Below are 25,668 nucleotides of genomic sequence, written 5' to 3'. Positions count from 1 at the left end.
GGCACCGGTGAGCGTGATGCGTGTTCCGACAACGCCCCGCACCTGCGGGGCGTTGTCGTTTCTGTTACTTGGCGGGCGCCCCGGCTGCAGCGGGCGCCAGCTCGGCGAACAGTCCGCCCAGCACGCCCATGGTGGCCTGGTCGGCGCCCATGTCTTCGGCGGCATTTGCGATGGCGATAACGCCGTTGTTCTGGCCAGGGAACAGCACCACCCAGGCCAGCCAGTTGCCGTCCGAGCCGCCGTGCACCAGCACCGGCCCCTGGCGACCGGCGATCGACGGCTGCACGCCCCAGTCCAGCCCGGAGCCACTGCCCGGCTGAACGGTCTGCATCAGCGCGTAGGACGCCGCTGTCAGCAACCTGCCTTTGCCCTGGCTGCCCGCGAGCTGATCGATGGCGAACAGCGCCAGATCGTGCAGTCGCATATGCAGGTTGCCGGCGGCAGTGTAGAGCGGCGGCACCCCGTCATCGGCCTTCTGCGGCGCGGTGGTCACCGGCTTGCCGCCGCGATGGCCCACCGGTTGCCCGGCCGGAGTGGGGCCGAACCCGGCACCGGTCATGCCCAGCGGCTGGAACACTTCGCGCTGCATCAGCGTTTCCACGTCCTTGCCCGTGGCACGTTCGGCGATCACCGCCGCGATCAGGAAGCCGCTGTTGCTGTAGGCGAATTCGGTGCCGGGCGGATGCACCGGCGCTTCGGCCAGGGCTGCCTTGACGTAAGCCTCGCGCTGCACGGGCAGGGCCCGGCTATCGACGAAGAACGCGTCCAGCGCGGCGGCGTCGGTGAGGTTTTCCGGCAGGCCGGCGCGGTGCGAGAGCAACTGCACGAGGGTGACGCTGCGGTAGGCCGGCTGCATCTGTGCGGCGAGGTCGGGCAACAATGTCGACAGCGGCGCATCCCAGCCCAACACGCCCTGTTCGACCAATCGCGCGATCATGGCCACGGTGATCGGTTTGCCGGTGGAGCCGATCATCCATTGATCCTCCGTGGTGACCGGCGTGGACGCATCGTTGCGGCGGACGCCCCGCACGGCATGTTCAGCGACCTTGCCATCGCGGATGACCAGCACGCCCATGGCCGGTGTGGCGGTGCCCTGCAGGGCCTGCGCGAGCCGTGCGTTCAGATCATCGGCAGCGCTGGCCGTGGTGGCCGCCAGCAGCAGGGTCATGCCGAGCCAGCGGTGCAGGCGGCGCGTGGTGCGGCGAGGGGTGGGGGCGTTCCTTCGAGTCGCGATCAGATGCATGGGAGTCCTTTGCGCAGCCGCGTGGGCAGAACCTGCGCCGGCGGCACGGTCCTGCGGGATGCCGTGTCCGGACCGCGCCTGGAGCAGGCGGGGAACGGTGCGTGCGATTCACTCTTGCATGCGTTTCAGACCCGCGTATGTGTCTGCAGTCATGCCGATGGCGGCAGGTCAAAAGGGTGACGCGATCCGTTCAGGAGTCGACGGCGTTGCGCCGTCGTCAGTGCACTGAAACGCTGGGCGAGGCGGTGCTACGGGGCGGTGAGATCCCCCCCGCAGCACGAAGGTCAGGCCGCCGGCGGCAACAGCGGCGAGAGGATCGGCTCCAGCTGCGCCTGGCGCCAGCCCGCGAGCGCGGCCGGCCATTGGCGGTTTTCCAGATAGCTTTCCAGATGCTTGCGCGAGGCGAGCACCCCATCAGGCAGGCCGAGTTCGGCGCTGCGCGCGCTGACGGCATCCTGCAGCCGCTTGAGCGCCTGCTTGTTGGCATCGTTGGCCGGCAGCGCCAGCGGTGCCTCGGCTTCGTCGGCCAGCGGGGTGGACAGCGCCTGCCACACCTGGGCGGCCAGTTTGCGCGGAGCCTTGGGGAAGCCTTCCATCAGCTTGGACAACGCCTCCACATCGGCCGGCGGGGTGCGCGCGAGCACGGCAGCCAGTTCGTTGTCGAGTACCCAGCTGCGCGGCTTGTCACTGGCGCGCGCCTGCACGTCGCGCCAGCGCAGCAGCCGCAGCAGGCGCAGCTGCGCGGGGGTATCCATGAACTGTGCCGAGCGCATCGCCACGTGCGGCCAGCGCTCTTCATCGTGTTCGACACTGGCGAGCAGCCGCTCGGCGTCGTCCTGCAGCCATTGGCGGCGGCCCAGTTCTTCCAGGCGGGCCTCGATGGTGTCGTGGATCTGGAACAGGTATTCCACGTCGTCGGCGGCGTACTCCAGCTGCGCCTCCGAGAGCGGGCGGCGCATCCAGTCCGAGCGGGTTTCGCCCTTGGCCAAGGTGACGCCGGTGACTGCCGTGACCAGTTTCTGGTAGCCCATGCCGCCGCCGATGCCGGCCAGCGACGCACCGATCTGGGTATCGAACAGCGGCCGCGGCAGCACGCCGCAGGCGACCTTGAAGGTGACCAGGTCTTCGCTGGCGCTATGCATGATCTTGAGGATCGAGGTGTCGGCCAGCCACGGGGCCAGCGCCGCGTTCATGCCGGGGATCAGCGGGTCGATCAGCAGGATTTCATCACCGACCGCCATCTGCACCAGCGCCAGTTGCGGCCAGTAGGTGCGTTCGCGGATGAACTCGGTGTCCAGGCCGATGCGGGTGGGGCGCTGGCGGTAGCGCTCGTCCAGTTCCGCCGGGGTTTTGATCCAGTAAGCCACGTGGGATTCCATGTACTGCAAAGGGGTGCTCAGGTCGGGGAGGATAGCCTAACGCCATGCGATGCCATGCCATGTCCGGCATCCCGCCGTGCGGTGATGAACGCCCGGGCCGGGGACGGTCGCCCCCCGCGACGGTGGCGATTATGATGATCCCCTGCCTGCGCCTGCGGCATGCCCCCTGGATCGCCATCGCGCCCCGGGCGGCGGCTTGCGACGTGGCGTGGGCACCAGCAAGACGATGACACGCCCCAAGGACCCCCATTTGCGACCGTCAGGCCCATTGCCGCTGCTGTTCACTGCTCTGTTGGGCATGCTGGCCGCATGTTCTCCCGCGCCCGCGCCGGCACCGTCGGCAGCGCCGGCGGCCAAGCCGGCTGCCGCACCGGCCAAAGCGAGCGCGCCGGTGGCGCAGGTCACCATCGGAGGCGAGGACGCTGCCGAGACGGTGGAGCGCTGGCAGCCACCTGCCGTCACCCTCGTTGACGACGACGTTGTCCAGGCTCGCCGCGACGCCGCACGCGCCTTCGAGGAGGACCGGCTGTACCGCACCGCCGAGGACGCGATCCCGATCTGGCTTGCCCTGCTGCAGCACGACCCCAAGGACCGCGTGGCCGAGGCCGGGCTGAAACGCGCGCGGCAACGCCTGCTGCAGGAGGCGTCCGCCTTGTTGCAGCGGCCGCTCAAGCAGCGCGAGGCCTTGGCCCAGGCCAGCGAGATGGCCCTGGTACTGCTGACCCTGGCGCCGGACGATCCCAAGGTGCGCGAGCTGCAGTCGCGGGTGGAAATTGCCCAGCGCGTGGTGGCGTACAACCGCGCCGGCGAAGACGATCTGCGCGCGGACCGCATCGGCGAAGACGGCGATGGCGCCATTCCCAATTTCCGCGAAGCACTCGCACTGGACGCGGACAACCCCCGCGCCCGGCAAGGACTGGCAGCGGCCGAGAGCGCGCTGATCCGGCGTGCCGAGACGGCGGCGCTGGCGGCCGATTTCGCGACGGCCGGTACCTGGCTGGCCGAAGCGGCCAAGGTCCGGGACTCCTCCATCACCATTGCCGACGCCTTCGAACGTATCGAAAAGATCCGCTCCGACACCCTGGTGCGGCTGCGTAACGAGGGTCTGCGCGATCTGGCCACGCCACAGGGACTCAAGCCGGCCCGGCAGAAGCTGGAAGATGCCCTGCGCATCGCGCTGCCCGGTGATCCTGTCGTGGGGCAGCTGCGCGAGCGCATCGAACTGGTCACCCATTACGGCAGCTTCCGGCCGCGGCAGGTGTTCAGCGATGCGCTGCGCGATGGCGGCCGCGGGCCGCAGATGATCGTGGTGCCGCACGGCGGGTTCCAGATGGGCGCGGCCGAGAACGAGCTCGGCGCGACCGATGCAGAGAAGCCCGCGCACTACGTGCGCTTCGAGCGCGGCTTCGCGATGTCGATCACCGAAGTGACGGTCGCCGATTTCCGCCGCTATGTGCAGGCTACCAAGGCCCGCCCCCGGGCCACCCGGCGCGGCCATTCGATCGTGTATGACGAGCGCAGCGGCAACTTCGTCCGGCGCAGCGGGGTGGACTGGCAGTCCGATTACAACGGGGCCGAGGCGATCGCCAACCTGCCGGTGATGCACGTCAGCGTGCGCGATGCCGAGAATTACGCGACCTGGCTGTCCGAACAGACCGGGCGCTCCTACCGGTTGCCCAGCGAGGCCGAATTCGAGTACGCGCTGCGCGCCGGCAGCAGCGGCCGATATCCATGGGGTGATGCGGGCACGCCGCCCGCGCGCGCGGGCAATTTCACCGGGGCCGAGGATGTCTCGCCCTCCGGACGGCACTGGTACAACGCCTTCGTCGGCTATGGCGATGGGTATTGGGGGCCGGCCCCGGTGGCCAGTTTCGATCCCAATCCGTGGGGTCTGCACGACATTGCCGGCAACCTCAGCGAATGGGTGGCCGACTGCTGGCATGCCAGCTACCGGCGGGCGCCGTCCGATGGCGTCGCGTGGTTCAACCCGGGCTGTCGGCAGCGCGTGATCCGCGGTGGCAACTGGGCCAATGCGCCGGCACAGACCCGCGCGGCGTGGCGGCAATCGCAGGATTCGGACACCACCAGCGCACGGATCGGCTTCCGGCTGGTCCGTGGCATCTGAGGACGTCCCCGACGTGAGGTGACGGGATTTCACCCGGCCCCCCGGCGCGCGCTCTAGGATTGGCACAGTGTCGGGCAGGGTGCCGCGGCCATCTCAGGAACCACGCGCATGCGCAACGATCCATTCGGCGGTCAGCAGCAGGGCCGCGCCCGGCGGCCGGGCCTGTTCGGCAACATCCGCTGGTGGGTGCTGCTGGCGTTTGCCGGCTATGCGGCATTCTATTGGTTCTCCAACCGCGCCGTGGATCCGTATACCGGCGAGAGCGTGCTGATCGACAGCTCGCTGGATGCCACCCAGGAAAAGGCGCTGGGCCTGCAGGCCTACCAGGAGATCCTGGCGCAGGAGCGGCCGCTGGATCCCAACGCGCCGCAGTCGCGCGAAATCCAGGCGATCGCCCAGCGCCTGATCGCCAAGGTGGACGTGGTGGAAACCGCCCTCGCCGACGAACATGGGCTGAAGCCGGCGCATTTCGCGCGTGATTTCGAGTGGGAGGTCAACGTGATCCCGTCCGAGCAGGCCAATGCGTTCTGCCTGCCGGGCGGCAAGATGGCGGTGTACACGGGGCTGATCCCGGTGGCGCGCACGGTGGATGCGATGGCCGTGGTGATGGGCCATGAGATCGCGCATGCGTTGCTGCGCCATGGTGCCCAGCGCATGGCCCAGCAGAAGATGACCCAGATCGGGCAGATGGCCGGGGCCGCCAGCGGCATGGACCCGCAACAGCAGCAGATGATGATGTCGGCGATGGGCTACGGCTACCTGCTGCCGTACGCGCGCAGCCACGAAACCCAGGCCGATGAAGTGGGCCTGATGCTGGCCGCGGCGGCCTGTTTCGATCCGCAGGAGGCGATCCCGTTGTGGGAACGGATGGGGCAGGCCAGCGGCGGGCAGTCGACCTCGGAATTCGCGTCCACGCATCCCAATCCCGGCACGCGCATCCAGAACCTGCAGGCGTTGATGCCCAAGGCGATGGAGTACCGGCAGAAGTTCTGCGAGAGCGCGGGGCGCTGACCGTCAACGCCTTATCGGCGATGCGCTGGATCAGCGCGCCGGTTCGTTGACCGTTACGTCGATCACGCCGTCCTGCACGCGTGCCTTGAGCGTGTCGCCCGGGCGCACCTGCAACGGCGAACGCACCAGACTGCCATCGTCCTCGCGGGTCAGGATCGCGTAGCCACGCGCGACGGTGGCCAGCGGGCTGACCGCCTCCATCGAACGGGCGAGCGCACGCAGGCGCAGGGCGTCGCGCTGCAGCTGGCGGCCGATCGCACTGTCCGCACGCGGCTGCAGGCGTTGCAGGCGCTCACGCAGGGCATCCAGCCGGCGCTGCGGATGACCGCTGCGCAGCACGGCCGCTGCGTGGCGCAGCTGGGCCAGACGGCCCTGATGCTGTGTCGTCCACGCCGCGTGCAGACGGCGCGCGACGTCCTGCTGGCGGCGCTGCAACAGCTGCAGGCGTGATTGCGGGCTCTGCGCGTTGAGGCGGAGCAGGGCACGGTCCGCGCGCTGCATGGCCTGTCCCAGGCTGTGCCGCTGCAGCTGCGCCAGACGCGCGTCGAGGCGACGCACACGCAGCAGCAGGTCACGCTGATCAGGCACCAGCAGTTCGGCCGCGACCGACGGCGTCGGCGCGCGCAGATCGGCGGCGAAGTCGGCCAGGCTGAAGTCGGTTTCGTGACCCACGGCAGACACCACCGGGGTCTGGCTGGCCGCGATCGCGCGGGTCAGCTGCTCATCGTTGAAGGCCCAGAGATCTTCCATCGAGCCGCCACCGCGGGTCAGCAGGATCACGTCATAGCGGCCGCTGGCATCGGCGCCACGCAGCAGCGAGGTGATCTGCGCGGCAGCGCTGTCGCCCTGCACCAGGCTGGGCAGCAGATCGACCTCGAGCATCGGGAAACGCCGTTCAAGGACGCTCAGCACGTCGCGTACCGCCGCGCCGGTGGGCGAGGTGATCACCGCCAGGCGACGCACATGCGCCGGCAGCGGGCGTTTGCGCTCCGGCGCGAACAGGCCCTCGGCCTCCAGGCGCGCCTTGAGCTGCTCGAAGGCGCGGCGCAGGGCGCCTTCGCCGGCTTCTTCCATGTGGTCGAGCACCATCTGGTACTCGCCGCGGGCTTCGTACAGGGTCAGCCGGCCACGCGCGAGCACGCGCATGCCTTCGCGCGGCACGAACTTCAGCCACTGGCTCTTGGGCTTGAACAACGCCGCGCGGATCTGCGACCGCGCGTCCTTCAGCGTGAAGTACATATGGCCCGAGGCCGGGCGCGTCACGCTGCCCAGCTCGGCCTCCACCCAGATCAACGGGAATGCGCCCTCCAGCAGGTCGCGGGCCAGGATGTTGAGCTGGCTGGGCGTGAGAATCTGCGCGCTGCGGTCCATGGAGGAATCAGGCCAAACGGTACGAACGGGGGGCCATGGTCGCACGTCGGCGGCAATGCTTCATCCCGCGGCGGCGCGGTCGGCGTGCTGCTGCAGCGCCCAGGCCACATGCTCGCGCACGATCGCCGAAGGATGCTCGCGTCGTGCCTGCAGCGCGGCCAGCGTCTCGGCATGGGCAGGTGCATTGCCCAGCGCCACGGCGATGTTGCGCAGCCAGCGTTCATGCCCGCTGCGGCGGATCGGGCTGCCCTCGGTGCGGCGCAGGAACTCGTCTTCTTCCCAGGCGAACAGCTGGGCGAGCGAGGCGGTGTCCAGATCGTTGCGCGCGCGGAAATCCGGCTCGTCGGTGCGCTTGGCGAACTTGTTCCAGGGGCAGACCAGCTGGCAGTCGTCGCAGCCGTAGATGCGGTTGCCCATCGCCGTGCGCATTTCCTCGGGAATCGCGCCGTCGTGTTCGATGGTGAGGTAGGAGATGCAGCGGCGTGCATCCAGGCGGTGCGGGGCGATGATCGCCTGGGTCGGGCAGACATCGATGCAGCGCGTGCAGGTGCCGCAGTGTGCGGTGGCCGGTGTATCCACCGGCAGCGGCAGGTCGACGTAGATCTCGCCGATGAAGAACCACGAGCCGCCCTGTTTGTCGATCAGGCAGGTGTGCTTGCCGATCCAGCCCAGCCCGGCATTGCGGGCGAGCGCGCGCTCCAGCACCGGGGCCGAATCAACGAACACGCGGTAGCCGAACGGCCCGATCTCGGCGGCGATGCTGTCGGCGAACTTCTGCAGCCGGTTGCGCATCAGCTTGTGGTAATCGCGGCCCAGCGCGTAGCGCGCCACGTAGGCGCGGTCACCATCGTGCAGGGTGGCCCAGGCTTCAGCGTCGTCCTTGTGGCCGTAATCCATGCCGACCGAGATCACCCGCACCGTGCCCGGCAGCAGTTCGTCCGGCCGGGCGCGCAGCGTGCCGTGGCGCGCCATCCACTCCATCGTGCCGTACAGGCCCTTGCCCAGCCAATCGGCCAGGTGCGCCTCGTCTTCGCGCAGATCGATGCCGGATACCCCGCAGCGCTGGAAGCCGTGCACGCCCGCGATCGCACGGATGCGTTCGGCGGCACGGGCCAGATGGACGGGGGCGGGCAGGGGAACGGCGGACATTGCCTGGGCGGAAACGGAGCCTGGGGAGGGCGCGACAAGGCTGCGCCTGGGCGACAAGTATAGAATCCCGGCATGCCCGAGCTTGCTGAACTGTTCGATATCGCCGCTGCGCGCCGCCTGGATGCGCAGGCCAGTGCCTTGCTGGGCGATGGGGGTGCCTCGCTGATGGAGCAGGCCGGCCAGGCCGCCTGGCACTGCCTGCTGGAGCGCTGGCCGCAGGCGCAGCGCATTGGTGTGGTGGTGGGGGCCGGCAACAACGGCGGCGATGGCTACGTGCTGGCCCGTCTGGCCCGTGAAGCCGGCCGCCTGGTAACGGCGCTGCGGCTGGACGCCGATGCGCCAGCCACGACGTTGGCGCAGCGGGCCGAGCAGGCGTTCATCGCCACCGGCGGTGCGGTGGCGCGCTTCGATGGGGCGCTCCCGCCGGTAGACCTGCTGGTGGACGCGCTGTTCGGCATCGGCCTGAACCGCGCGCCGGCCGGTGCCGCGGTGGATCTGATCACGGCCATCAACGGCGCTGGCGTGCCGGTGCTGTCGCTGGACGTGCCCAGCGGCGTGGATGCGCGCACCGGTCACGTGCCGGGCATTGCCATCCGCGCCACGGTCACCCTGCAGTTCATCGTGCGCCACCAGGGGCTGTATACCGGCGCAGCGCTGGAGCATGTCGGCGGTCGCCGCCTGGCCGCGCTGGATCTGCCCGCGGACGCTGGCGAAGGCGTGCAGTACAGCGCCGAGTGCTGGCAGCAACCGCGCCTGCGCGCGCAGCTGCCGGCGCGACGCGCCAACACCCACAAGGGCGAATCCGGCCACGTGCTGTGCGTGGGCGGCAACCTCGGCAGCGGCGGCGCGGTGATGCTGGCCAGTGAATCGGCGTTGCGCGCGGGCGCAGGGCTGGTGAGTGTGGCGACGCAGCCACCGCATGTGGCACCGCTGCTGGCGCGCCTGCCCGAAGCGATGGTGCATGCCGTCCAGGACGCGCAGGAACTGCAGGCCCTGCTGCCCCGCGCGGGGGTGATCGCGATCGGGCCTGGCCTGGGCCAGGACGACTGGGCGCACGAACTCTGGCGCCAGGTGCTGGCCAGCGGCAAGCCGCTGGTGGTCGATGCCGACGCCCTGAACCTGCTGGCCAAGGCGCCGCAGCCGCTCCATGACGCGATCCTGACCCCGCACCCGGGCGAGGCCGCGCGCCTGCTCGGGCTGAGCACCGCGCAGGTGCAGGCCGACCGCTTCACGGCGGCCAAAGCGCTGGCCGAGCGTTTCCACGCGGTGGTGGTGCTCAAGGGCGCCGGCACCGTGGTCGCCGCGCCCGATGCGCCGCCGCGGGTGATGGCCGCCGGCAATCCCGGCATGGCCGTGGGTGGCATGGGCGACCTGCTCACCGGCATCATTGCCGCCCTGCGCGCGCAGGGGCTGGGCGCCTTCGATGCCGCCAGCACCGGCGCATTGCTGCACAGCCTGGCCGGCGATGCCGCCGCCAGTGACGGCCAGCGGGGCCTGCTTCCCACCGATCTGCTGGCGCCGCTGCGCCGGCTGGTCAATCCGGACGTTTGAACATGATCGAGTTTTTCCTCGCGCAGACCGAAGACACCGACCTGCTCGGGCAATGGCTGGCCGCGACCCGGCCGCCGCAGGCGGTGATGCAGCTGCAGGGCGACCTGGGGGCCGGTAAATCCACCCTGGCCCGCGCACTGCTGCGCGCGCTGGGCGTGCAGGGGGCGATCCGCAGCCCGACGTACACCCTGGTGGAGCGCTACCCGCTGGCCGACGGCCACGAGGCCTGGCACCTGGATCTGTACCGGATCGGCAACGCACAGGAGCTGGATTTCCTCGGGCTGGACGAGGGCAGCGCCTCGCTGTGGCTGGTCGAGTGGCCCGAGCGCGGTGCCGGTGCCTTGCCGCCGACCGACCTCGAAGTGGCCCTGGATATCCAGGGACAGGGGCGTCGCGCCCGGCTCGCCGCCACCAGTCCGGCCGGTCGTGAATGGCTCGCTCGGCTGCCCCAAGGGGGTGACTTGCAGGCCCTTTCTGTCGGCTGACACTAGGAAACACCGGCAGGTTACGGATTATTAAGGGAAAAGGAGTTGCATTTCATTCAGCGCGGTGATTGAATCCAGACCCATGCCAATGGGGAAATCACTCGCCGCCCTCTGCACTGCCGTCGGACTCTGTCTGGCGAGCGCGCTGTCGTGGGCGGGCGAAGTCCGCCAGGTGGCCGTGGAGACCGGTGCGACCGGTACCCGTGCGGAGATTTCGCTGGCCGGCAGCGGGGGCTACAAGACCCTGTCGCTGGCCGGTCCGAACCGCCTGGTGGTGGATTTCCCGGACTCCAGCGCGATCCGCAACCTCAAACTGCCTGCGCCCAAGGGCGTGGTCACCGCTGTCCGCACCGGGCAGCCGGTGCCAGGTACGTTCCGCGTGGTGTTCGATCTGGCCGAGTCGGTCGCGCCGTTCCGCCCGCAGATGATCAAGCAGGGCAATGAGTCGCGCTTGGTGATCGAGTGGCCGGGCGATGCGCCGGCCGCGCCCACCGTTGCCAGTGCGCCCGCGCCCACCCCGGCCGCAGCGCCTTCGCCCACGCCAGCGGCGTCGATGCCGGCCGCCGCGCCGGCACCGACCCCCGCACCGACCGCCGCCCAGACTGCACAGGCACGCAGCGATGCCGCGCGCGCCACCGCCTTGCTGACCGCGTCGGTACGCCAGCAGGCCAGCGCCACGGTCGCCACCTCGGCGCCGGGCCCGGCTGCCGCGACGGCCACCACCGTCAACGTCGCTGCGGCTGGGACCGCCAACGCGGCCAGCAACAGCGCGTCGCCGGCCGCGATCCTGGCTGGTCAGTCGACCCCGGCGGTCGTGGCCAGTGCGCCGGTTCCCGCGCCCGCGCCGACCCCGGCGCTGCAGGACAACCCGCGTCCGGCCATGCCCAGCGACGCTTCGCGCGTGAAGATGCGCGCCGGTATGCGCCCACTGGTGATCGCGATCGATCCCGGCCATGGCGGCCAGGATCCCGGCGCCGTCGGCCCGACCGGCAAGCGCGAAAAAGACATTACCCTGGCGGTGGCACGTGAACTGGCCCGCCAGGTCAATGCGACGCCCGGGCTGAAGGCCTACCTGACCCGCGACAGCGACGTGTTCATTCCGCTGCCGATGCGCGCGCAGAAGGCGCGTGCGGCCAAGGCCGACATGTTCATCTCGATCCACGCCGATGCCGCCGAGAACCGGGCCGCGACCGGCTCCTCGGTGTACGTGCTCTCCACCAAGGGCGCCTCCTCGCAGCGTGCGCGCTGGCTGGCCGACAAGGAAAACGCCGCCGATCTGGTCGGTGGCGTGCGCCTGCAGCAGACCGAAGGCACCCTGGCCAACGTGCTGCTGGATCTGGCCCAGAGCGGTTACATGAAGGCCTCCGAAGACGCGGCCGGGCATGTGCTGGGCGGCCTGAAGCGGATCGGCAAGAACCACAAGCCCAATATCGAGCGTGCGAACTTCGCGGTACTGCGCACCTCGGACATGCCGGCGATGCTGGTCGAAACCGCCTTCATCTCCAACCCGGATGAAGAGCGCCGCCTGATCGATCCGGCGTACCAGCGCCAGATCGCCGGCGCGGTGCTGGACGGTGTGCACACCTTCTTCAGCCGTCAGCCGCCGCCGGGCACGCTGTACGCCGCGCGCGCCCAGGCGGAAATCGACGCCGCCGGCACCGTGGCGGGCGGCAGCAAGTAACCCCTCCGGGCTGCACTGCCCGGCGCACGCTATCATCACGGGATGACGTCCGTTTCCCGAATTCCCAGCGCCACCACGCCCGCCACCTCCACTGCCCGGAGGTGCGCATGAGCATCCGCCAACTCCCTGAGATCCTGATCAACCAGATCGCCGCCGGCGAGGTGGTCGAACGCCCGGCGTCGGTGGTCAAGGAACTGGTCGAAAACGCGTTGGACGCCGGCGCCACCCGCGTGGATATCGACCTGGAAGAGGGCGGTGTGCGGCTGATCCGTATCCGCGACGACGGCGGCGGCATCGCCCCGGAAGAGCTGCCGCTGGCAGTGTCGCGGCATGCAACCAGCAAGATCGCCAGCCTGGATGATCTGGAATCGGTGGCGACGCTCGGCTTCCGCGGCGAAGCGCTGCCGTCGATCGCCTCGGTCAGCCGCTTCACCCTGAGCTCGCGCCGCGCCATCGACGAGCACGGTTCGGCCCTGCAGATCGAAGGCGGTCGGCTGGGCGAAGTCACGCCGCGTGCGCATGCGCCCGGCACCACGGTGGAAGTGCGCGAGCTGTTCTACAACGTACCGGCGCGCCGCAAGTTCCTGCGCGCCGAGCGCACCGAGCTGGGCCATATCGAAGAGTGGCTGCGCTCGCTCGCGCTGGCGCGCCCGGATGTCGAGCTGCGCGTGTCGCACAACGGCAAACCCTCGCGCCGCTACAAGCCCGGCGACCTGTACTCGGATGCGCGCCTGGGCGAAACACTGGGCGAAGACTTCGCCAACCAGGCGCTGCGGGTGGATCACAGCGGGGCCGGTCTGCGCCTGCACGGCTGGATCGCGCAGCCGCACTATTCGCGGGCCAGCACCGATCAGCAGTACCTGTACGTCAACGGCCGTTCGGTGCGCGATCGCAGTGTCGCCCATGCGGTGAAGATGGCCTACGGCGACGTGCTGTTCCATGGCCGTCAGCCGGCGTACGTGCTGTTCCTGGAACTCGATCCGACCCGCGTGGACGTCAATGTGCACCCGGCCAAGCATGAGGTTCGCTTCCGCGACTCGCGCCTGATCCACGATTTCGTCTACCGCACGCTCAAGGAAGCGCTGGCCGACACCCGTGCCGGCATGACCGCGGCCGGTCCCCAGGTGCACGCCACCGAGAGTGTCGCTACCGCGGCGCCGGCCTACGGCCTGCCGTCCGCCGGCAGCACCGGCTATGCGCTCGCCGGCAACGGAGCAGGCGGCGGCATGGGCGGCGACTGGCGCCCGCAGCAATCCCCCTTGGGGCTGCGCGTGGCCGATGCGCCGTCCGCCTATGCAGCGCTGTATGGCGCGCCGGGCGGTACCGCAGCGACCGGCAGCCTGCCGCCCATGCCGACCGAAAACGGCCTGCCGATGACCGCAGCCGACAGTGGCGTGCCGCCGCTGGGTTATGCGATCGCGCAGTTGCATGGCATCTACATCCTGGCCGAGAACGCCGAAGGCCTGATCGTGGTGGACATGCACGCGGCGCACGAACGCATCGGCTACGAACGCCTGAAAACCGCACACGACGGCATGGGCCTGCATGCGCAGCCGCTGCTGGTGCCGATCACCCTGGCGGTGGGCGAACGCGATGCCGATACTGCCGAGCGCGAGGCCGAAACCTTGACCTCGCTGGGCTTTGAGATCACCCGCGCCGGCCCCGGTTCACTGCACGTACGCAGCATTCCGGCGTTGCTGGCCAATGCCGAACCCGAAGCGCTGCTGCGCGACGTGCTCACCGACCTGCGCGAGCATGGGCAGAGCCGACGCATTGCCAGTGCCCGCGACGAACTGCTGTCCACCATGGCCTGCCACGGCGCGGTGCGCGCCAACCGGCGGCTGACCGTGCCGGAAATGAACGGCCTGCTGCGCGACATGGAAATTACCGAACGCTCGGGTCAGTGCAATCACGGCCGACCGACCTGGGCGCGTTTTTCGCTGGCGGAAATCGACCGCTGGTTCCTGCGCGGACGTTGAGAGGAAGGTCATGAAGCACTGGGGAGTGTGGGCCGCCGCGTTGCTGCTGGCAGTGAGCGTGTCGGGATGCGGCGAAAAGAATGAGGCGGCACCGGCGAACGTGGCGGTCGATCCGGCCTTCGAGGCCGAACAGCAGCAGTGGCGCCAACAGCGCTATGAAGCGCTGCACGCCGCCGATGGCTGGACCAGCCTGGTTGGCCTGCACTGGCTGGAGTACAAGGCGCACTACATCGGGCGTGGGCCGGGCAGCGGCATCCGTTTGGCGGTCGGCCCCGACAAGCTCGGCATGGTCGCGCGCGAGGGCAGCACCGTCTGGTTCACGCCGGAGCGTGGCGTGCCGATGCGCGTGGAGGGCAAGCCGGTCACCGGCCGCATCCGCTTCTTCAGTGATCGCGATCCAACGCCGACAGTCATCGCCTTCGATGACGACAAGGGCCGGCTCAGCCTGATCCATCGCGGTGAGCGCTTCGCGCTGCGGGTCAAGCACGCCGATGCCCCCTCGCGAACGAACTTCACCGGCCTGACGTACTGGCCGGGGGGGCCGTCCTGGCGCATCACTGCGCGCTTCGTGCCACATCCGGCCGGCAAGACGCTGCCGATCGTGGACATCACCGGACTGACCACGAACCTGCCCAATGCCGGCACGCTGGAATTCGAGCGCGCTGGCCGCACCTGGCGGCTGGAGGCGATCGGCGAGCCTGGCCGCGAGTTGTTCGTGATCTTTGGCGATCGCACCAGCGGCCACGGCAGCTATCCGGCCGGCCGCTATCTGGATCTGCCCGCGCCCGACGCGCAGGGCCGGGTGGTGATCGATTTCAATCACGCCTACAACCCGCCGTGCGCGTTCACCCCGTTCGCGACCTGTCCGCTGACCCCCCCTGAAAACCGCCTGGACCTGCGTGTGGACGCCGGTGAGCAGGCGTACCACGCCCCTGAAGGAGAGGCTTGATGATCTTGATGTTGTCGCGTGTCGTGTCCCCGTTGCTGATCGCGGCGAGCCTGTTGGTCGGTACGGGCGGCGCCGAAGCGCGCCCCGCGCCGCCGAGCGCGCCGGCAGCGGCGAAAGCCACCCCGCCGGTCCCGCTGCTGTGGAAGGTGACCGGCCCGGGCGACAGCCGCCTGTATCTGCTGGGGTCGTTCCATCTGCTGCAGCCGAGCGATTACCCGCTCTCTGCCGATGTCGATCAGGCGTTCACGGCGTCCCAGCGGGTGGTGTTCGAGCTGTCGCCGCAGGACATGGAATCGCCGCAGCTGGCACAGAAAATGGTGCAGGCCGCGATGCGCACCGATGGCTCGGAGCTGAAACGCGATCTGGACGCCGCGACCTGGACCAGGCTGCAGGCCTATGCGCAGGAGAACAAGCTGCCGCTGGCCCAGCTGCAGGGCATGAAGCCGTGGTTCGTCGGCCTGACGATCACCCTGAGTCAGTTCACCAAAATGGGGCTGGACCCCGCGCTCGGCCTGGATCGACATTTCATGACCCGCGCCGCGAGTGCCGGCAAGGCGACCGCCGGGCTGGAAGACATCGATACCCAGATCGCGGTGCTGTCGGGGATGTCGGCCAAGGAGCAGCAGCAGATGGTGGCCGAAGCGCTGGAGCAGGCCGGCAAGGGCGACGAGATGGGGCGCAAGCTGCATGACGCCTGGCGCCGCGGCGACGACAAGCTGCTGTGGACCTCGATGGCCACCGAAATGCGCGGCCAGTACCCGCAGCTGTACAAGCGCATCAACACCGACCGCAACGATGCCTGGGTGCCCAAGCTGCAGCAGCATCTGCAGGCCGGGCAGGGCGGCACGATGGTGGTGGTGGGCACGTTGCACCTGCTCGGCAACGACGGTGTGGTCGAAAAGCTGCGCGCCAAGGGCTACAAGGTGGAGCGCGTCTGCACCGGCTGCGCCAAGCCCAAGCGCTGACGCGCGCGGCTGGACGGCGATAGGGCCGACCGCATGGCGTCGATGACGTCGCCGGACCCTGGAACGAGAAAAGGCGCGGCCCGAGGGCAGCGCCTTTTTCTTTATTGCGCCGAGCGTGGGCTCAGCGGCGGGTCTTGCCTGCGCCCGGTGGCGGCGTTTCCGGCTTCTTGCCGGTACCCGTGCCCGTGCCGGTACCCGTCCCGGTGCCACCCGGGCGGCCGCCGAAGCCGGCGCCCATGTTGCGCTGGAAGTCCTGCCACATCTCCATGTTGCGCTCGGTCAGCTGGTTCATCATCGCCCAGGGGGTCTGGCCGAGCAGATTGCCCATCTGCTGGCGGAACTGCTGCTGCTGGTCCAGGAAGACCTGCATGCTGCGCTCCAGATAGTTGCCCATGAAGCCCTGCAGCGAGTCGCCATAGAAGCGGATCAGCTGGCTGAGCAGCTGGGTGGACAGCATCGGTTCGCCGTCCTGCTCCTGGTCGGCGATGATCTGCAGCAGCACCGAGCGGGTCAGGTCATCGCCGCTCTTGGCGTCACGCACCTCGAAGTCCTCACCGTCCAGGATCAGCTGGCGGACATCCTCTATGGTGATGTAGCTGGAGATTTCCGTGTCGTAGAGCCGGCGGTTCGGGTACTTCTTGATAATGCGGGTCGCAGCCATGAAGCAGTCACTCATCACAGTAGGCGCGCAGCATGGCGCAGTGCAGCAGCCTATGCAACCGCCATAGGTAGCAAGGGGCCGCATTTATGTTGCGCAACATGGAGTGCAGCATTTTCGGCGCTTACCACCCCATGTGGTGGCCGCCGTTGATGTCCAGGTTGGAGCCGGTGATCCAGGACGCTTCCTCGTTGACCAGGAAGGCCACTGCGTAGGCGATCTCTTCCGGCTTGCCGAGGCGGCCGGTGGGGATGTCGGCGATGATCTTGGCGCGCACTTCGTCCGGCACGGCCATCACCATGTCGGTGGCCACATAGCCCGGCGAAATCGTGTTCACGGTGATGCCGAAGCCGGCATTCTCACGGGCCAGCGAAATGGTGAAGCCGTGCATGCCGGCCTTGGCGGCGGCGTAGTTGGCCTGGCCGTACTGGCCCTTCAGGCCGTTGATCGAGCTGATCTGGATGACCCGCCCCCAGCCGCGGCGGCGCATGCCCTCGATGACCGGGCGGGTGACGTTGAACACCGAATTGAGGTTGGTGTTGATCACGTCGTGCCACTGGTCCGCACGCATGCGGTGGAAGGTGGTGTCGCGGGTGATGCCGGCGTTGTTGATCAGGATCTCGACCGGGCCCAGCGCCGCTTCGACAGCCTGCACCATGCTTTCGGCGGTGCCGGGGTCGGACACATCGCCCGGGAAGATCGCCACATCGCAGCCGCGCGCCAGCATCTTCTCGCGCCAGGCCTTGGCTTTGGCTTCGTCACGGTAGTTGGTGGCGACCCGATGGCCCTGGTCGGCCAGGCGTTGGCAGATGGCAGTACCGATACCGCCGGTACCACCGGTGACCAGTGCGACGCGAGATGTCATGAGCAGCTACTCCGAAAGGCAGGGCGAACAAGGGGGAACAGGATTCTGCAACATCAGCGGGCAAAAGGGGCGCCCGCGCCGGCACCGTGCGGCAGCGGAATGTCGCCCGGTGGCAATCGCGCCGGATCGAAGCCATCGGCCGCCTGCTGAAGCCACCCGCCCACCTCATCGGCCCCTGCACCGATCGCCGGATCCTGGCCCAGCTGCGCCCATGCCCGCCGCAGCGCTGGCAGCGGCTGGGCGGGATCCACCGGCAGCGCCGCCTCGGACTTGGAGAGCTTGCGCCCCTCCGGACCGAGCAGCAGCGGCAGATGCAGGTAGCGCGGTGTCGGCAAATCCAGGGCCTGCTGCAGCAGGATCTGGCGCGGCGTGGAATCGAGCAGGTCCGCCCCGCGCACTACGTCGGTCACATGCTGCGCGCCATCGTCGACCACCACTGCCAGCTGATACGCCCAGTAACCGTCGGCCCGGCGCAGCACGAAGTCGCCGACCTCGGCGTGCACGTCCTGCACGATCCGGCCCTGCAAGCCGTCGTCGAATCGCACCACGCTGCCCGGCGCTACCCGCAGCCGCACCGCCGGTTGCGCACGCGCGGCGCGGGCCACGCAGTGGTGATGGATGCCTCCCTGCGCAGCCAGCTCGCTGCGGCTGCAATGGCAGGCAAATGCCTTGCCCTCGCGCAGCAGGCGGTCCAGCGCGCCCTGGTACAGCGCATCGCGCTGGCTCTGATGGACGATCGGCCCGTCACTGCGCAACCCGAAGGCGGCCAGTGCGGCCAGTTGGCCGCTCACCGCGCCAGGCACCGTTCGAGGAGGATCGACGTCCTCCACCCGCACCAGCCACTGGCCGCCGGCGTGGCGGGCGAGCAGCCAGCTGCCGAGCGCCGCCAGCAGCGAGCCGGGGTGCAGGGGGCCGGTAGGGGAGGGCGCAAAGCGCCCGTAATAGGAGGAATCAGACATGGACTATGAATCGTCGGTCAGTTTGCGACTTGAATTCAAGCTGAAGTCCCCGCAGATTTGCACTCATCAACCTCCCATGAGCGTCCTTTTCCCATGTTCAGTCGCATTGCTCTCTTCCTGCTGACCAACTTTGCGGTGCTGATCCTGGCCGGCATCGTGATGTCGGTAGTGGGCGTCGATCCCAACAAGATGAGCGGCCTGCTGGTCTTCGCGGCCATCTTTGGTTTCGGCGGCTCGTTCATTTCCCTGCTGCTCTCCAAGTTCATGGCCAAGCGCTCCACCGGCGCCGTCGTGATCACCGAGCCGCGCAACCCGACCGAGCGCTGGCTGCTGGCCACCGTGGAGCGCCAGGCCCGTGAAGCCGGCATCGGCATGCCCGAAGTGGCCGTGTACGAAGGCCCGGAGATCAACGCCTTCGCCACCGGCGCCAACCGCAACAAGGCCCTGGTCGCGGTGTCCACCGGCCTGCTGCACAACATGAGCGAAGACGAAGCCGAAGCCGTGCTCGGCCATGAAATCGCCCACGTCGCCAACGGTGACATGATCACCATGGCCCTACTGCAGGGCGTACTCAACACCTTCGTGATCGTCCTGGCCCGCATCGTCGGCGGCTTCATCGACAGCGCCCTGTCCGGCAACCGCGAAGGCGGCGGCCGCGGCTTTGCGTACTACATCATCGTGTTCGTCCTGGAAATGGTGTTCGGCCTGTTCGCCACCATGATCTCCATGTGGTTCTCCCGTCACCGCGAATTCCGCGCCGACGCCGGTGGCGCCCACCTGGCTGGCCGCCAGAAAATGATCGCCGCCCTGGAACGCCTCAAGGTCAACCACGGCCAGAGCACCCTGCCGACCCAGATCGCCGCCTTCGGCATCGCCGGCGGCGCTGCCAAGAAGCTGTTCATGAGCCACCCCCCGCTGGACGAGCGCATCGCCGCCCTGCGCGCCGCCAACAACACCGTGGTGTAACCCACCGCAGTGCGCTGACCAGAACGCCCGGCTTCCGCCGGGCGTTTTTGTTGGGCGAGCAGGTGCCCCGAGTGGACTCAGCAGCACGAGCGCTTCCATCCGCCACATCAAGATCTGTCGAGAGGCCGGTGGGTAGCCTGGGCCAAGACCGTCAGGGCGCCATGGAGGGCGCCCACGAGCCCCCAGGGATGGGTTTACGGCGCGTCTTGGCCCAGGCTACCCACCGGCCTCTCGCCCTCAGCAATGGAAGCGCTGCCGCTGCCGCTGCCGTTGCCGCTGCCATTGCCGTTGGCAGCAATTCAACAGCAGCCGACCAGCGGTCGGCACTACCGTGGCACTCCGAGCAGGGTGCACGACGACGTGTCAAGCAGGGCGCACGATGACCGCCCACAAACAACAACGGCGCCCGAAGGCGCCGTCATCATGCAGATCAGATCCAGCCCGATCAGAACTTCGCGTCGAACTCCGCCGCGTAGCCCGTATTGACCAGCACCTTCTGCAGCGCATCGCTGATCTTCACATTGCCAGCCACGATCTGCTGCGTCTCCGGACCACGGCTGTCCATACGGGCCGGGGTCGCGCCCTTGAAATCGCAGACGCGGCCACCGGCCTCGCGGACCAGCAGCACACCGGCGGCGATGTCCCAGGCCTTCACACCGGCCTCGAAGTACGCATCGGCACGGCCACAGGCCACATAGGCCAGGTCCAGTGCCGCCGAACCGGTGCGGCGCACGTCTTCGGCCTGCACCAGCAGCGCGTCCACCGCCTTCAGCTGCGCGCTCGTGCGCTGACGCTCACGCGGGGCAAAACCGGTATGGATCATCGCGCCGCCCAGATCCTTGCGCTCGGCAATCCGGATACGGCGGTCATTGAACACCGCGCCCGCACCACGGCTGGCGGTGAACAGCTCATTGCGAAGCGGATCGAAGATCACCGCGTCGATCGGCTCACCGTTCTCGACCAGGGCGATGGACACGCAGTAATGGGGGAAGCCGCGCAGGTAGTTGCTGGTGCCGTCCAGCGGATCGATGACCCACATGTAACGGTTGACCGACTGCACGCCACCTTCTTCACCCATGATCCCGTACTCGGGATAGGCGCGCTTGAGTTCCTTGACGATGACCTTTTCCGCATCTGCATCGACTTCACTGGCATAGTCCATGCGGCCCTTCTGCACGACGTTCAACGCCTCGAGCTTGTTGATGTTGCGCAACAGGACGTTGCCGGCGAGGCGGGCGGCCTTGACCATGACGGTGACGGCGGGTTTCTGCATGGCGAAAAGCTCCCGTAAAGGCAGAGTAGGGGTTTGGCGGGGGAAAAGAGCGGTCCCGGCGCAGAGGCCGGTCGCACAGTTTACCATTTGTCGCTGTCCTGCTCGCATTTGGCCTGTTCATGTCCGTAGAAACCGCTCCCGCCCGCATCCGCTTCGTCCTGGTCGGCACCCAGCACCCCGGAAACATGGGGGCGGCCGCACGCGCCATGAAAACCATGGGCCTGGGCCGCCTGGTCCTGGTCGCCCCTGAAAAACCGCTGGATGAAGAGGCCTTCCGCCGCTCGGCCGGTGCCGAAGACGTCCTGGGCGACGCGCCGGTGGTGGCGACCCTGGCCGAGGCCGTGGCCGACTGCCGCTTCGTGCTGGGCTGTACCGCCCGCTCGCGCCGGGTCCAGCTGGAAGAGCTGCTGCCGGCCGTGGCTGCCCAGCGCGTCCTGGCCAAGGCCGCCGAGCCGGCCGAAGTGGCCTTCGTGTTCGGCCGTGAACGCACCGGCCTGACCAACGAAGAGCTGCAGCTCTGCCACGCCGCCGTGCATATTCCGTCCAACCCGGACTTCAGTTCATTGAACCTGGCCGCCGCTGTCCAGGTGCTGGCCTATGAAGTGCGCATGGCCATTCTCGGCGCGGCCGATGCCCCGGTCGCCGTCCCGGCCGACCCCGGCTTCGGCGAAGCGCCGGCCAGTCATGCCCAGGTGGAAGGCCTGTTCGGCCAGCTGGGTGACACCTTGGATGAGATCGATTTCCACAAGGGCCGTGCCCCCGAATCGGCGATGCGCAAGCTGCGCCGTCTGTTCCTGCGCACCGAATTGAGCGAACAGGAAGTGCGCCTGCTGCGCGGCATCCTCTCCGACGCACAGCGCATGGCGCGATTGGCGACGAATAAGCCCCTGTAAGCTGACGCAGTTCTCATTTTTTCGGGTAGTCTGTCTCGATTCCTTGGGGGGAGTGATGGGCTTGTCGGGACTGCGAAGGCTGCTGCAGAGCGTAGTGCTGTGTCTGGCCATCGCCGCGATGACCGGCCCGGTGTGGGCCGGCCCGGCGCAGGTGCTGGTGCTGGGCCGGATCAGCGACGACCCCAGGTCACACTATGCGCAACTGCAGCCCCTGCTCGATTACGTGATTCCGCGCATGCACGATGTTGGTATCACCGAAGGCCGCATCCTGATGGCGCGCGACACCCAGCAGATGGGCAGTTACCTGCGCCGCGGCCGTGTCGACTGGGTTACCGAGACCTCCGGTACTGCCGTCGCGCTGGGGTTGCGCAGCGGCGCCAGGCCGCTGCTGCTGACCGAGCGCAGCGGCGTTCGCGACTACCACACCGTGTTTTTCGTGCGCCGCGACAGCCCCATCCAGACGCTGGAAGACCTGCGTGGGCATACCCTGGCGTTGCAGAACGTAGCCTCCACCAGCGCGTATCTGGTGCCGGTGATGACCCTGCTGCAGCACGGCGAGACGCCGGAAATCCTGGCCTCGATCGGCGATGTCGCCGCACCGGATACGGTGGGTTACGTGTTCGCGCGGTCGGAATCGAACATCGCCACGTTCGTCCACAAGGGGCTGGTCGATGCCGGTGCGGTGAGCAGCGTGGACTGGTCCGATGCCAAACGCATTCCGGCCAATTTCCTGCGCGATTTCCGCATCATCCATCGCACCGAACCGTATCCGCGTGCGGTCGAAATGGTGCGTGACGACCTGGATCCGAAGGTGCGCGACCGGTTGCAGCAGGTTCTGCTGGATGCCGCATCGGATCCGCAGGCGCAGCCGGCATTGAAAACATTTTTTGGTACGTCCGGGTTCCACCGGGTGGATGCGCAGATGCAGCACCGGCTGGATGAATTGAAACAAGGCTTGACGCGCGTGCGGATGGAAGTGGAATGAGTCGCTTGGGTTCGGGAATGCAGGCCCGCTTCGTGCTGGCGATGGGCGGCGCGATGCTGGTCGTGGTGGCGATCGTGGCCGTGGTGCTGGGGCGCCAGGCGACGATGCAGGGGGAGGTGCAGCACCTCAGCGGGACGGTCATCCATGACCTGTTCGACCGCAGTGTGCGCAGCCGGGGCGAAGCGCTGGCGCGGGAGCTGTCCGATGCGCTGGCCAATCCGCTCTATTACAACGACCTGGAGCAGGTCGGTGCGCTGGTGCGCAATACCTCGCGGCAGCAGGTGGTGCGCTATGTGCTGGTGTTCGATGACAACGGCAGGCTGATCCACGACGGCACGCTGGACGTGCTCGAGTTTGGCCAGCCGATGACCGATCCGCTCGCGGCGGGCGCGGCCGGCGCGCGCGGGCTGGTGGTGCAGCAGTCGCCCAAGGTGCTCGACAACGCGATGCCGATCATGATCGGCAACCAGCGGATCGGCGGCGTGCGCGTGGGCATGGCGCTGGACGATGTGCAGGCCATGGAGCAGCAGGCCAACCAGACCCTGGGCGACCGCCTGCAGCAGGTCGGCAAGCGGCACCTGGGCTGGCTGCTGCTGATGCTCGGCCTGCTGGTCGGAATCGGCTCCGTGGTGATCATCTACGTGCAGCGCACCCTGGTCACGCCGATCCGCTGGCTGGCCGGCGCCGCCCGCCAGATCGAGGCCGGCGATTACACCCTGCAGATGCCGGAGATCCGGCGCCAGGATGAGGTGGGGGAGCTGATGCGCGCGTTCGGTCGCATGAGCCAGGCGATTGCCCGGCACGACCGTGAGGTGCGGCACATGGCCTATACCGACGCCCTGACCGGGCTGACCAACCGGCTGGCCTTCCGCGAGGCGCTGGATCATCGCTTGATGGCGGCACGGGCCTCCGGGCATCGGCTGGGGCTGTTGTTCGCTGACATGGACGATTTCAAGCGCGTCAACGACACGCTGGGCCACGAGGCCGGTGACGAGGCCTTGCTGCAGTTCGCGCAGCGGATCAGCGCGGCGGTGGCCCAGGCCGGTGGGGATGAAGCGCTGCTGGCGCGCTTCGGTGGCGATGAGTTCGTGATCCTGATCGGTGACGGCGATGTTCCTGCCGGCGCCCGTGAGCTGGCCGAGATTCTCGTGCGTGAGCTGGGCAAGCCGCTGGTGGTGCAGGGCCGCGAGCTGTTCCTGGGCACCTCGATCGGCGTGACCCTGTTTCCCGATGATGCCGCCGATGCCACCACGCTGCTCAAGAACGGCGACATCGCCATGTACCAGGCCAAGATGGCGGGCAAGAACTGCTACCGGTACTACAGCCGGGCCATGGATCACGCGGTCGAGCGCCGCGTGCACATGGAACAGGAGCTGCGCGGCGCCTGGGAGCGCGGCGAGCTGCGGCTGGCCTATCAGCCGATCTACCGGACCCGCGACCGCCGCATGGTCGGCGTGGAGGTGCTGCTGCGCTGGCAACACCCCACCCTGGGCACGATTCCGCCCTCGGTGTTCATCGAAGTGGCCGAGCAGAGTGGCCTGATCGAAGTGATCGGCCCCAAGGTGCTGCGCGCGGCCTGTACCGAGGCGGTGCAGTGGCCGCCGGGTGCCGATGGCGAAGGCCTGTTCGTCTCGGTCAACGTGTCACCGCGCCAGCTGCGCGGTGGCGAGCTGCCGACGCTGGTCGCCGACTGCCTGCGCGACACCGGCCTTCCGGCCTCGCGCCTGCACCTGGAGCTGACCGAAACCGCCGTGATCGGCGATGAAATGCTGGCTGCCGCGCTGCTGGACAAGCTGCACCGGACGGGCGTCAAAGTCTGGCTGGACGACTTCGGCACCGGCTTCTCCGGCCTGAGCCACCTGCGCCAGGTGCCGGTGGACGGGGTCAAGATCGACAAGAGCTTCGTGGCCGACATGCAGCGTGACCCGGACGATCTGGCGTTGACCACGGCGATCATCGCCATGGCCCATGCACTGGGGATCACCGTGGTGGCCGAAGGCATCGAGCAGGAAGTGCAGTTCGATCTGCTGGCCCAGCGCGGCTGCGACCTGGCCCAGGGCTACTGGTTGAGCCACCCGGTCAGTGCCACGGACGTGGTGCAGCTGCTCGAGGCCGGCAGCTGATCAGACCGGGCGCTTGCTGCTGTCGCCGGAGATCTCGCGGACCAGCTTGGGAACCAGGTAGCCGGACAGGCGCGCGGTCAGCTGCGCATGCAGGTCCTTGGCGGTGTCGTCGGCCACTTCGAAATGGGCCACGCCTTCGACCCGGTCCACCTGATACAGGTAATAGGGCAGCACGCCCGCCGCGAAACTGCGCTCGCTCAGCGCCTGCAGCGCCTCGATCGAATCGTTGACCCCGCGCAGGAGCACCGCCTGGTTGAGCAGGGTGGCACCGGCCTCACGCAGGCGCGCCATCGCGGCGTCCACCGATGCGTCGAATTCATTGGCGTGGTTGGCATGGATCACGAACGCCACCGGCCACGGCAGCGAGCCGATCCACTGCACCAGCGCGTCGTCCACGCGCTCGGGCAGCACCACCGGCAGGCGGCTGTGGATGCGCAGGCGGCGCAGGTGCGGAATCTGCGTCAGGGCCTGGGTCAGCTCCACCAGCTTGTGGGTGGCCAGCGAGAGCGGGTCGCCGCCGGACAGGATCACCTCGTCGATGTCCGGGTCCTGCGCGATCGCATCCACGGCATCGCGCCAGCCCTCGCGGGCCGCGTTCTCGGTGCCGTAGTCGAAATGGCGGCGGAAACAGTACCGGCAGTTGATCGCGCAGCTGCCGGTGGTGACCAGCAGGGCGCGGCCGCGGTACTTCTGGATGACCCCGGTGGCCTTCTTGGCCGCCCCGTCGCCCACCGCATCCAGGCTGAAGCCGGGCACGACCTTCAGTTCGTCGGTGATCGGCAGGACCTGGCGGAGCAGGGGGTCATGCCGGTCGCCATGACGCATCCGGGCTGCAAAGCCTTGCGGCACACGCACCGCGAACTGGCCGGCCGCCTCGTCCGAAACGCCCAGTTCCGCCGGATCCAGCCCCAACTGGCGCAGCAGCTCGCGCGGGTCGCGGATCGCCTCGCGCCACCGTTGCTGCCAGCGGACGGGGGCGGCCAGGGGCGTGGCGGAAAGCTGCATGGAATGGGGGCCTGCGGTTATCATGTGGGTCAGAAATATCGAGTCACCCCACC

At 68.5% G+C, this 25,668-nt stretch carries 20 protein-coding genes and 1 pseudogene; 12 read left to right on the top strand and 9 right to left on the bottom strand.

Annotation, left to right across the window (positions count from 1 at the left end):
• Window positions 1-64 precede the first annotated feature (64 nt).
• Together ABE422_RS07620 and rnd are read right to left on the bottom strand one after the other, a co-directional pair.
• On the bottom strand, window positions 65-1,243 hold the full coding sequence (locus ABE422_RS07620) for a serine hydrolase domain-containing protein (protein ID WP_346482749.1): 1,179 nt from the start codon (window positions 1,241-1,243) through the stop codon (window positions 65-67).
• Window positions 1,244-1,527: 284 nt separating this feature from the next.
• Window positions 1,528-2,610, bottom strand: coding sequence for a ribonuclease D (gene rnd, locus ABE422_RS07615; protein WP_313209005.1), 1,083 nt, complete (start codon window positions 2,608-2,610; stop codon window positions 1,528-1,530).
• 310 nt (window positions 2,611-2,920) lie between these two features.
• On the opposite strand from rnd, the gene ABE422_RS07610 reads away from it, so the two are divergent.
• Window positions 2,921-4,747, top strand: a complete 1,827-nt coding sequence (locus ABE422_RS07610) for a formylglycine-generating enzyme family protein (protein WP_313209018.1) — start codon at window positions 2,921-2,923, stop codon at window positions 4,745-4,747.
• A 108-nt stretch (window positions 4,748-4,855) separates the two neighbouring features.
• Window positions 4,856-5,758 (top strand): M48 family metallopeptidase, encoded by a 903-nt coding sequence (locus ABE422_RS07605; protein ID WP_313209006.1) that lies wholly within the window; start codon window positions 4,856-4,858, stop codon window positions 5,756-5,758.
• 30 nt (window positions 5,759-5,788) lie between these two features.
• Here ABE422_RS07605 and xseA read toward each other — a convergent pair whose 3' ends face one another.
• Window positions 5,789-7,129 (bottom strand): exodeoxyribonuclease VII large subunit, encoded by a 1,341-nt coding sequence (gene xseA, locus ABE422_RS07600; protein ID WP_313209007.1) that lies wholly within the window; start codon window positions 7,127-7,129, stop codon window positions 5,789-5,791.
• A gap of 60 nt (window positions 7,130-7,189) precedes the next feature.
• A complete protein-coding gene (queG, locus tag ABE422_RS07595; RefSeq protein ID WP_346465986.1) occupies window positions 7,190-8,278 on the bottom strand; it encodes a tRNA epoxyqueuosine(34) reductase QueG in 1,089 nt (362 codons plus the stop codon).
• 72 nt (window positions 8,279-8,350) lie between these two features.
• Between queG and ABE422_RS07590 the strand changes: the two genes are divergently transcribed.
• The 6 genes from ABE422_RS07590 to ABE422_RS07565 all read left to right on the top strand — a co-directional run bounded on the left by ABE422_RS07590 (window position 8,351) and on the right by ABE422_RS07565 (window position 15,888).
• A complete protein-coding gene (locus ABE422_RS07590) occupies window positions 8,351-9,829 on the top strand; it encodes an NAD(P)H-hydrate dehydratase (protein ID WP_346482748.1) in 1,479 nt (492 codons plus the stop codon).
• A 2-nt stretch (window positions 9,830-9,831) separates the two neighbouring features.
• Window positions 9,832-10,314 carry a tRNA (adenosine(37)-N6)-threonylcarbamoyltransferase complex ATPase subunit type 1 TsaE gene (tsaE, locus tag ABE422_RS07585; protein ID WP_346482747.1) on the top strand — a complete coding sequence of 161 codons (483 nt, stop codon included), beginning with the start codon at window positions 9,832-9,834 and terminating at the stop codon, window positions 10,312-10,314.
• An 88-nt stretch (window positions 10,315-10,402) separates the two neighbouring features.
• A complete protein-coding gene (locus ABE422_RS07580; RefSeq protein ID WP_346482780.1) occupies window positions 10,403-11,995 on the top strand; it encodes an N-acetylmuramoyl-L-alanine amidase in 1,593 nt (530 codons plus the stop codon).
• Window positions 11,996-12,102: 107 nt separating this feature from the next.
• Window positions 12,103-13,974, top strand: coding sequence for a DNA mismatch repair endonuclease MutL (mutL, locus tag ABE422_RS07575; RefSeq protein WP_313209010.1), 1,872 nt, complete (start codon window positions 12,103-12,105; stop codon window positions 13,972-13,974).
• Window positions 13,975-13,984: 10 nt separating this feature from the next.
• Complete coding sequence (locus tag ABE422_RS07570; RefSeq protein WP_346481742.1) at window positions 13,985-14,923, top strand: DUF1684 domain-containing protein; 939 nt, start codon at window positions 13,985-13,987, stop codon at window positions 14,921-14,923.
• Window positions 14,924-14,925: 2 nt separating this feature from the next.
• Window positions 14,926-15,888, top strand: a complete 963-nt coding sequence (locus ABE422_RS07565) for a TraB/GumN family protein (protein ID WP_346481771.1) — start codon at window positions 14,926-14,928, stop codon at window positions 15,886-15,888.
• 121 nt (window positions 15,889-16,009) lie between these two features.
• Here ABE422_RS07565 and phaR read toward each other — a convergent pair whose 3' ends face one another.
• From phaR to gluQRS, 3 genes and pseudogenes are all read right to left on the bottom strand, one after another.
• On the bottom strand, window positions 16,010-16,549 hold the full coding sequence (phaR, locus tag ABE422_RS07560; protein WP_070470221.1) for a polyhydroxyalkanoate synthesis repressor PhaR: 540 nt from the start codon (window positions 16,547-16,549) through the stop codon (window positions 16,010-16,012).
• 121 nt (window positions 16,550-16,670) lie between these two features.
• Window positions 16,671-17,411 carry an acetoacetyl-CoA reductase gene (gene phbB, locus ABE422_RS07555; RefSeq protein WP_121038246.1) on the bottom strand — a complete coding sequence of 247 codons (741 nt, stop codon included), beginning with the start codon at window positions 17,409-17,411 and terminating at the stop codon, window positions 16,671-16,673.
• 39 nt (window positions 17,412-17,450) lie between these two features.
• Window positions 17,451-18,370 (bottom strand): annotated as a pseudogene (gene gluQRS / locus ABE422_RS07550) (tRNA glutamyl-Q(34) synthetase GluQRS); the annotation flags it as partial.
• Window positions 18,371-18,463: 93 nt separating this feature from the next.
• Here gluQRS and htpX point away from each other — a divergent pair.
• The gene (gene htpX, locus ABE422_RS07545; protein ID WP_313212368.1) at window positions 18,464-19,336 is read left to right on the top strand and encodes a protease HtpX; all 873 of its coding nucleotides are present in this window, start codon (window positions 18,464-18,466) and stop codon (window positions 19,334-19,336) included.
• Between the two features lie 445 nt (window positions 19,337-19,781).
• On the opposite strand, the gene ABE422_RS07540 is transcribed toward htpX, so the two are convergent.
• Window positions 19,782-20,609 (bottom strand): inositol monophosphatase family protein, encoded by an 828-nt coding sequence (locus tag ABE422_RS07540; protein ID WP_019182815.1) that lies wholly within the window; start codon window positions 20,607-20,609, stop codon window positions 19,782-19,784.
• 119 nt (window positions 20,610-20,728) lie between these two features.
• Between ABE422_RS07540 and ABE422_RS07535 the strand changes: the two genes are divergently transcribed.
• From ABE422_RS07535 to ABE422_RS07525, 3 genes are read left to right on the top strand one after another with little or no spacing between them, the layout of a single operon-like run.
• The gene (locus ABE422_RS07535) at window positions 20,729-21,502 is read left to right on the top strand and encodes an RNA methyltransferase (RefSeq protein WP_313212367.1); all 774 of its coding nucleotides are present in this window, start codon (window positions 20,729-20,731) and stop codon (window positions 21,500-21,502) included.
• 52 nt (window positions 21,503-21,554) lie between these two features.
• Window positions 21,555-22,487 carry a phosphate/phosphite/phosphonate ABC transporter substrate-binding protein gene (locus tag ABE422_RS07530; RefSeq protein WP_313212366.1) on the top strand — a complete coding sequence of 311 codons (933 nt, stop codon included), beginning with the start codon at window positions 21,555-21,557 and terminating at the stop codon, window positions 22,485-22,487.
• Complete coding sequence (locus ABE422_RS07525) at window positions 22,484-24,610, top strand: EAL domain-containing protein (protein ID WP_346482746.1); 2,127 nt, start codon at window positions 22,484-22,486, stop codon at window positions 24,608-24,610. Before ABE422_RS07530 ends, ABE422_RS07525 begins: the two co-directional genes overlap by 4 nt.
• On the opposite strand, the gene epmB is transcribed toward ABE422_RS07525, so the two are convergent.
• Complete coding sequence (gene epmB / locus ABE422_RS07520; RefSeq protein WP_313212364.1) at window positions 24,611-25,615, bottom strand: EF-P beta-lysylation protein EpmB; 1,005 nt, start codon at window positions 25,613-25,615, stop codon at window positions 24,611-24,613. It lies immediately after the preceding gene.
• Window positions 25,616-25,668: the final 53 nt, after the last annotated feature.

The organism is Stenotrophomonas sp. TWI1151, from assembly GCF_039673135.1.
GTDB lineage: Bacteria > Pseudomonadota > Gammaproteobacteria > Xanthomonadales > Xanthomonadaceae > Stenotrophomonas.
The sequence above is the reverse complement of the archived record's forward strand: the minus strand, read 5'-3'. Positions and strand labels throughout refer to the sequence as shown.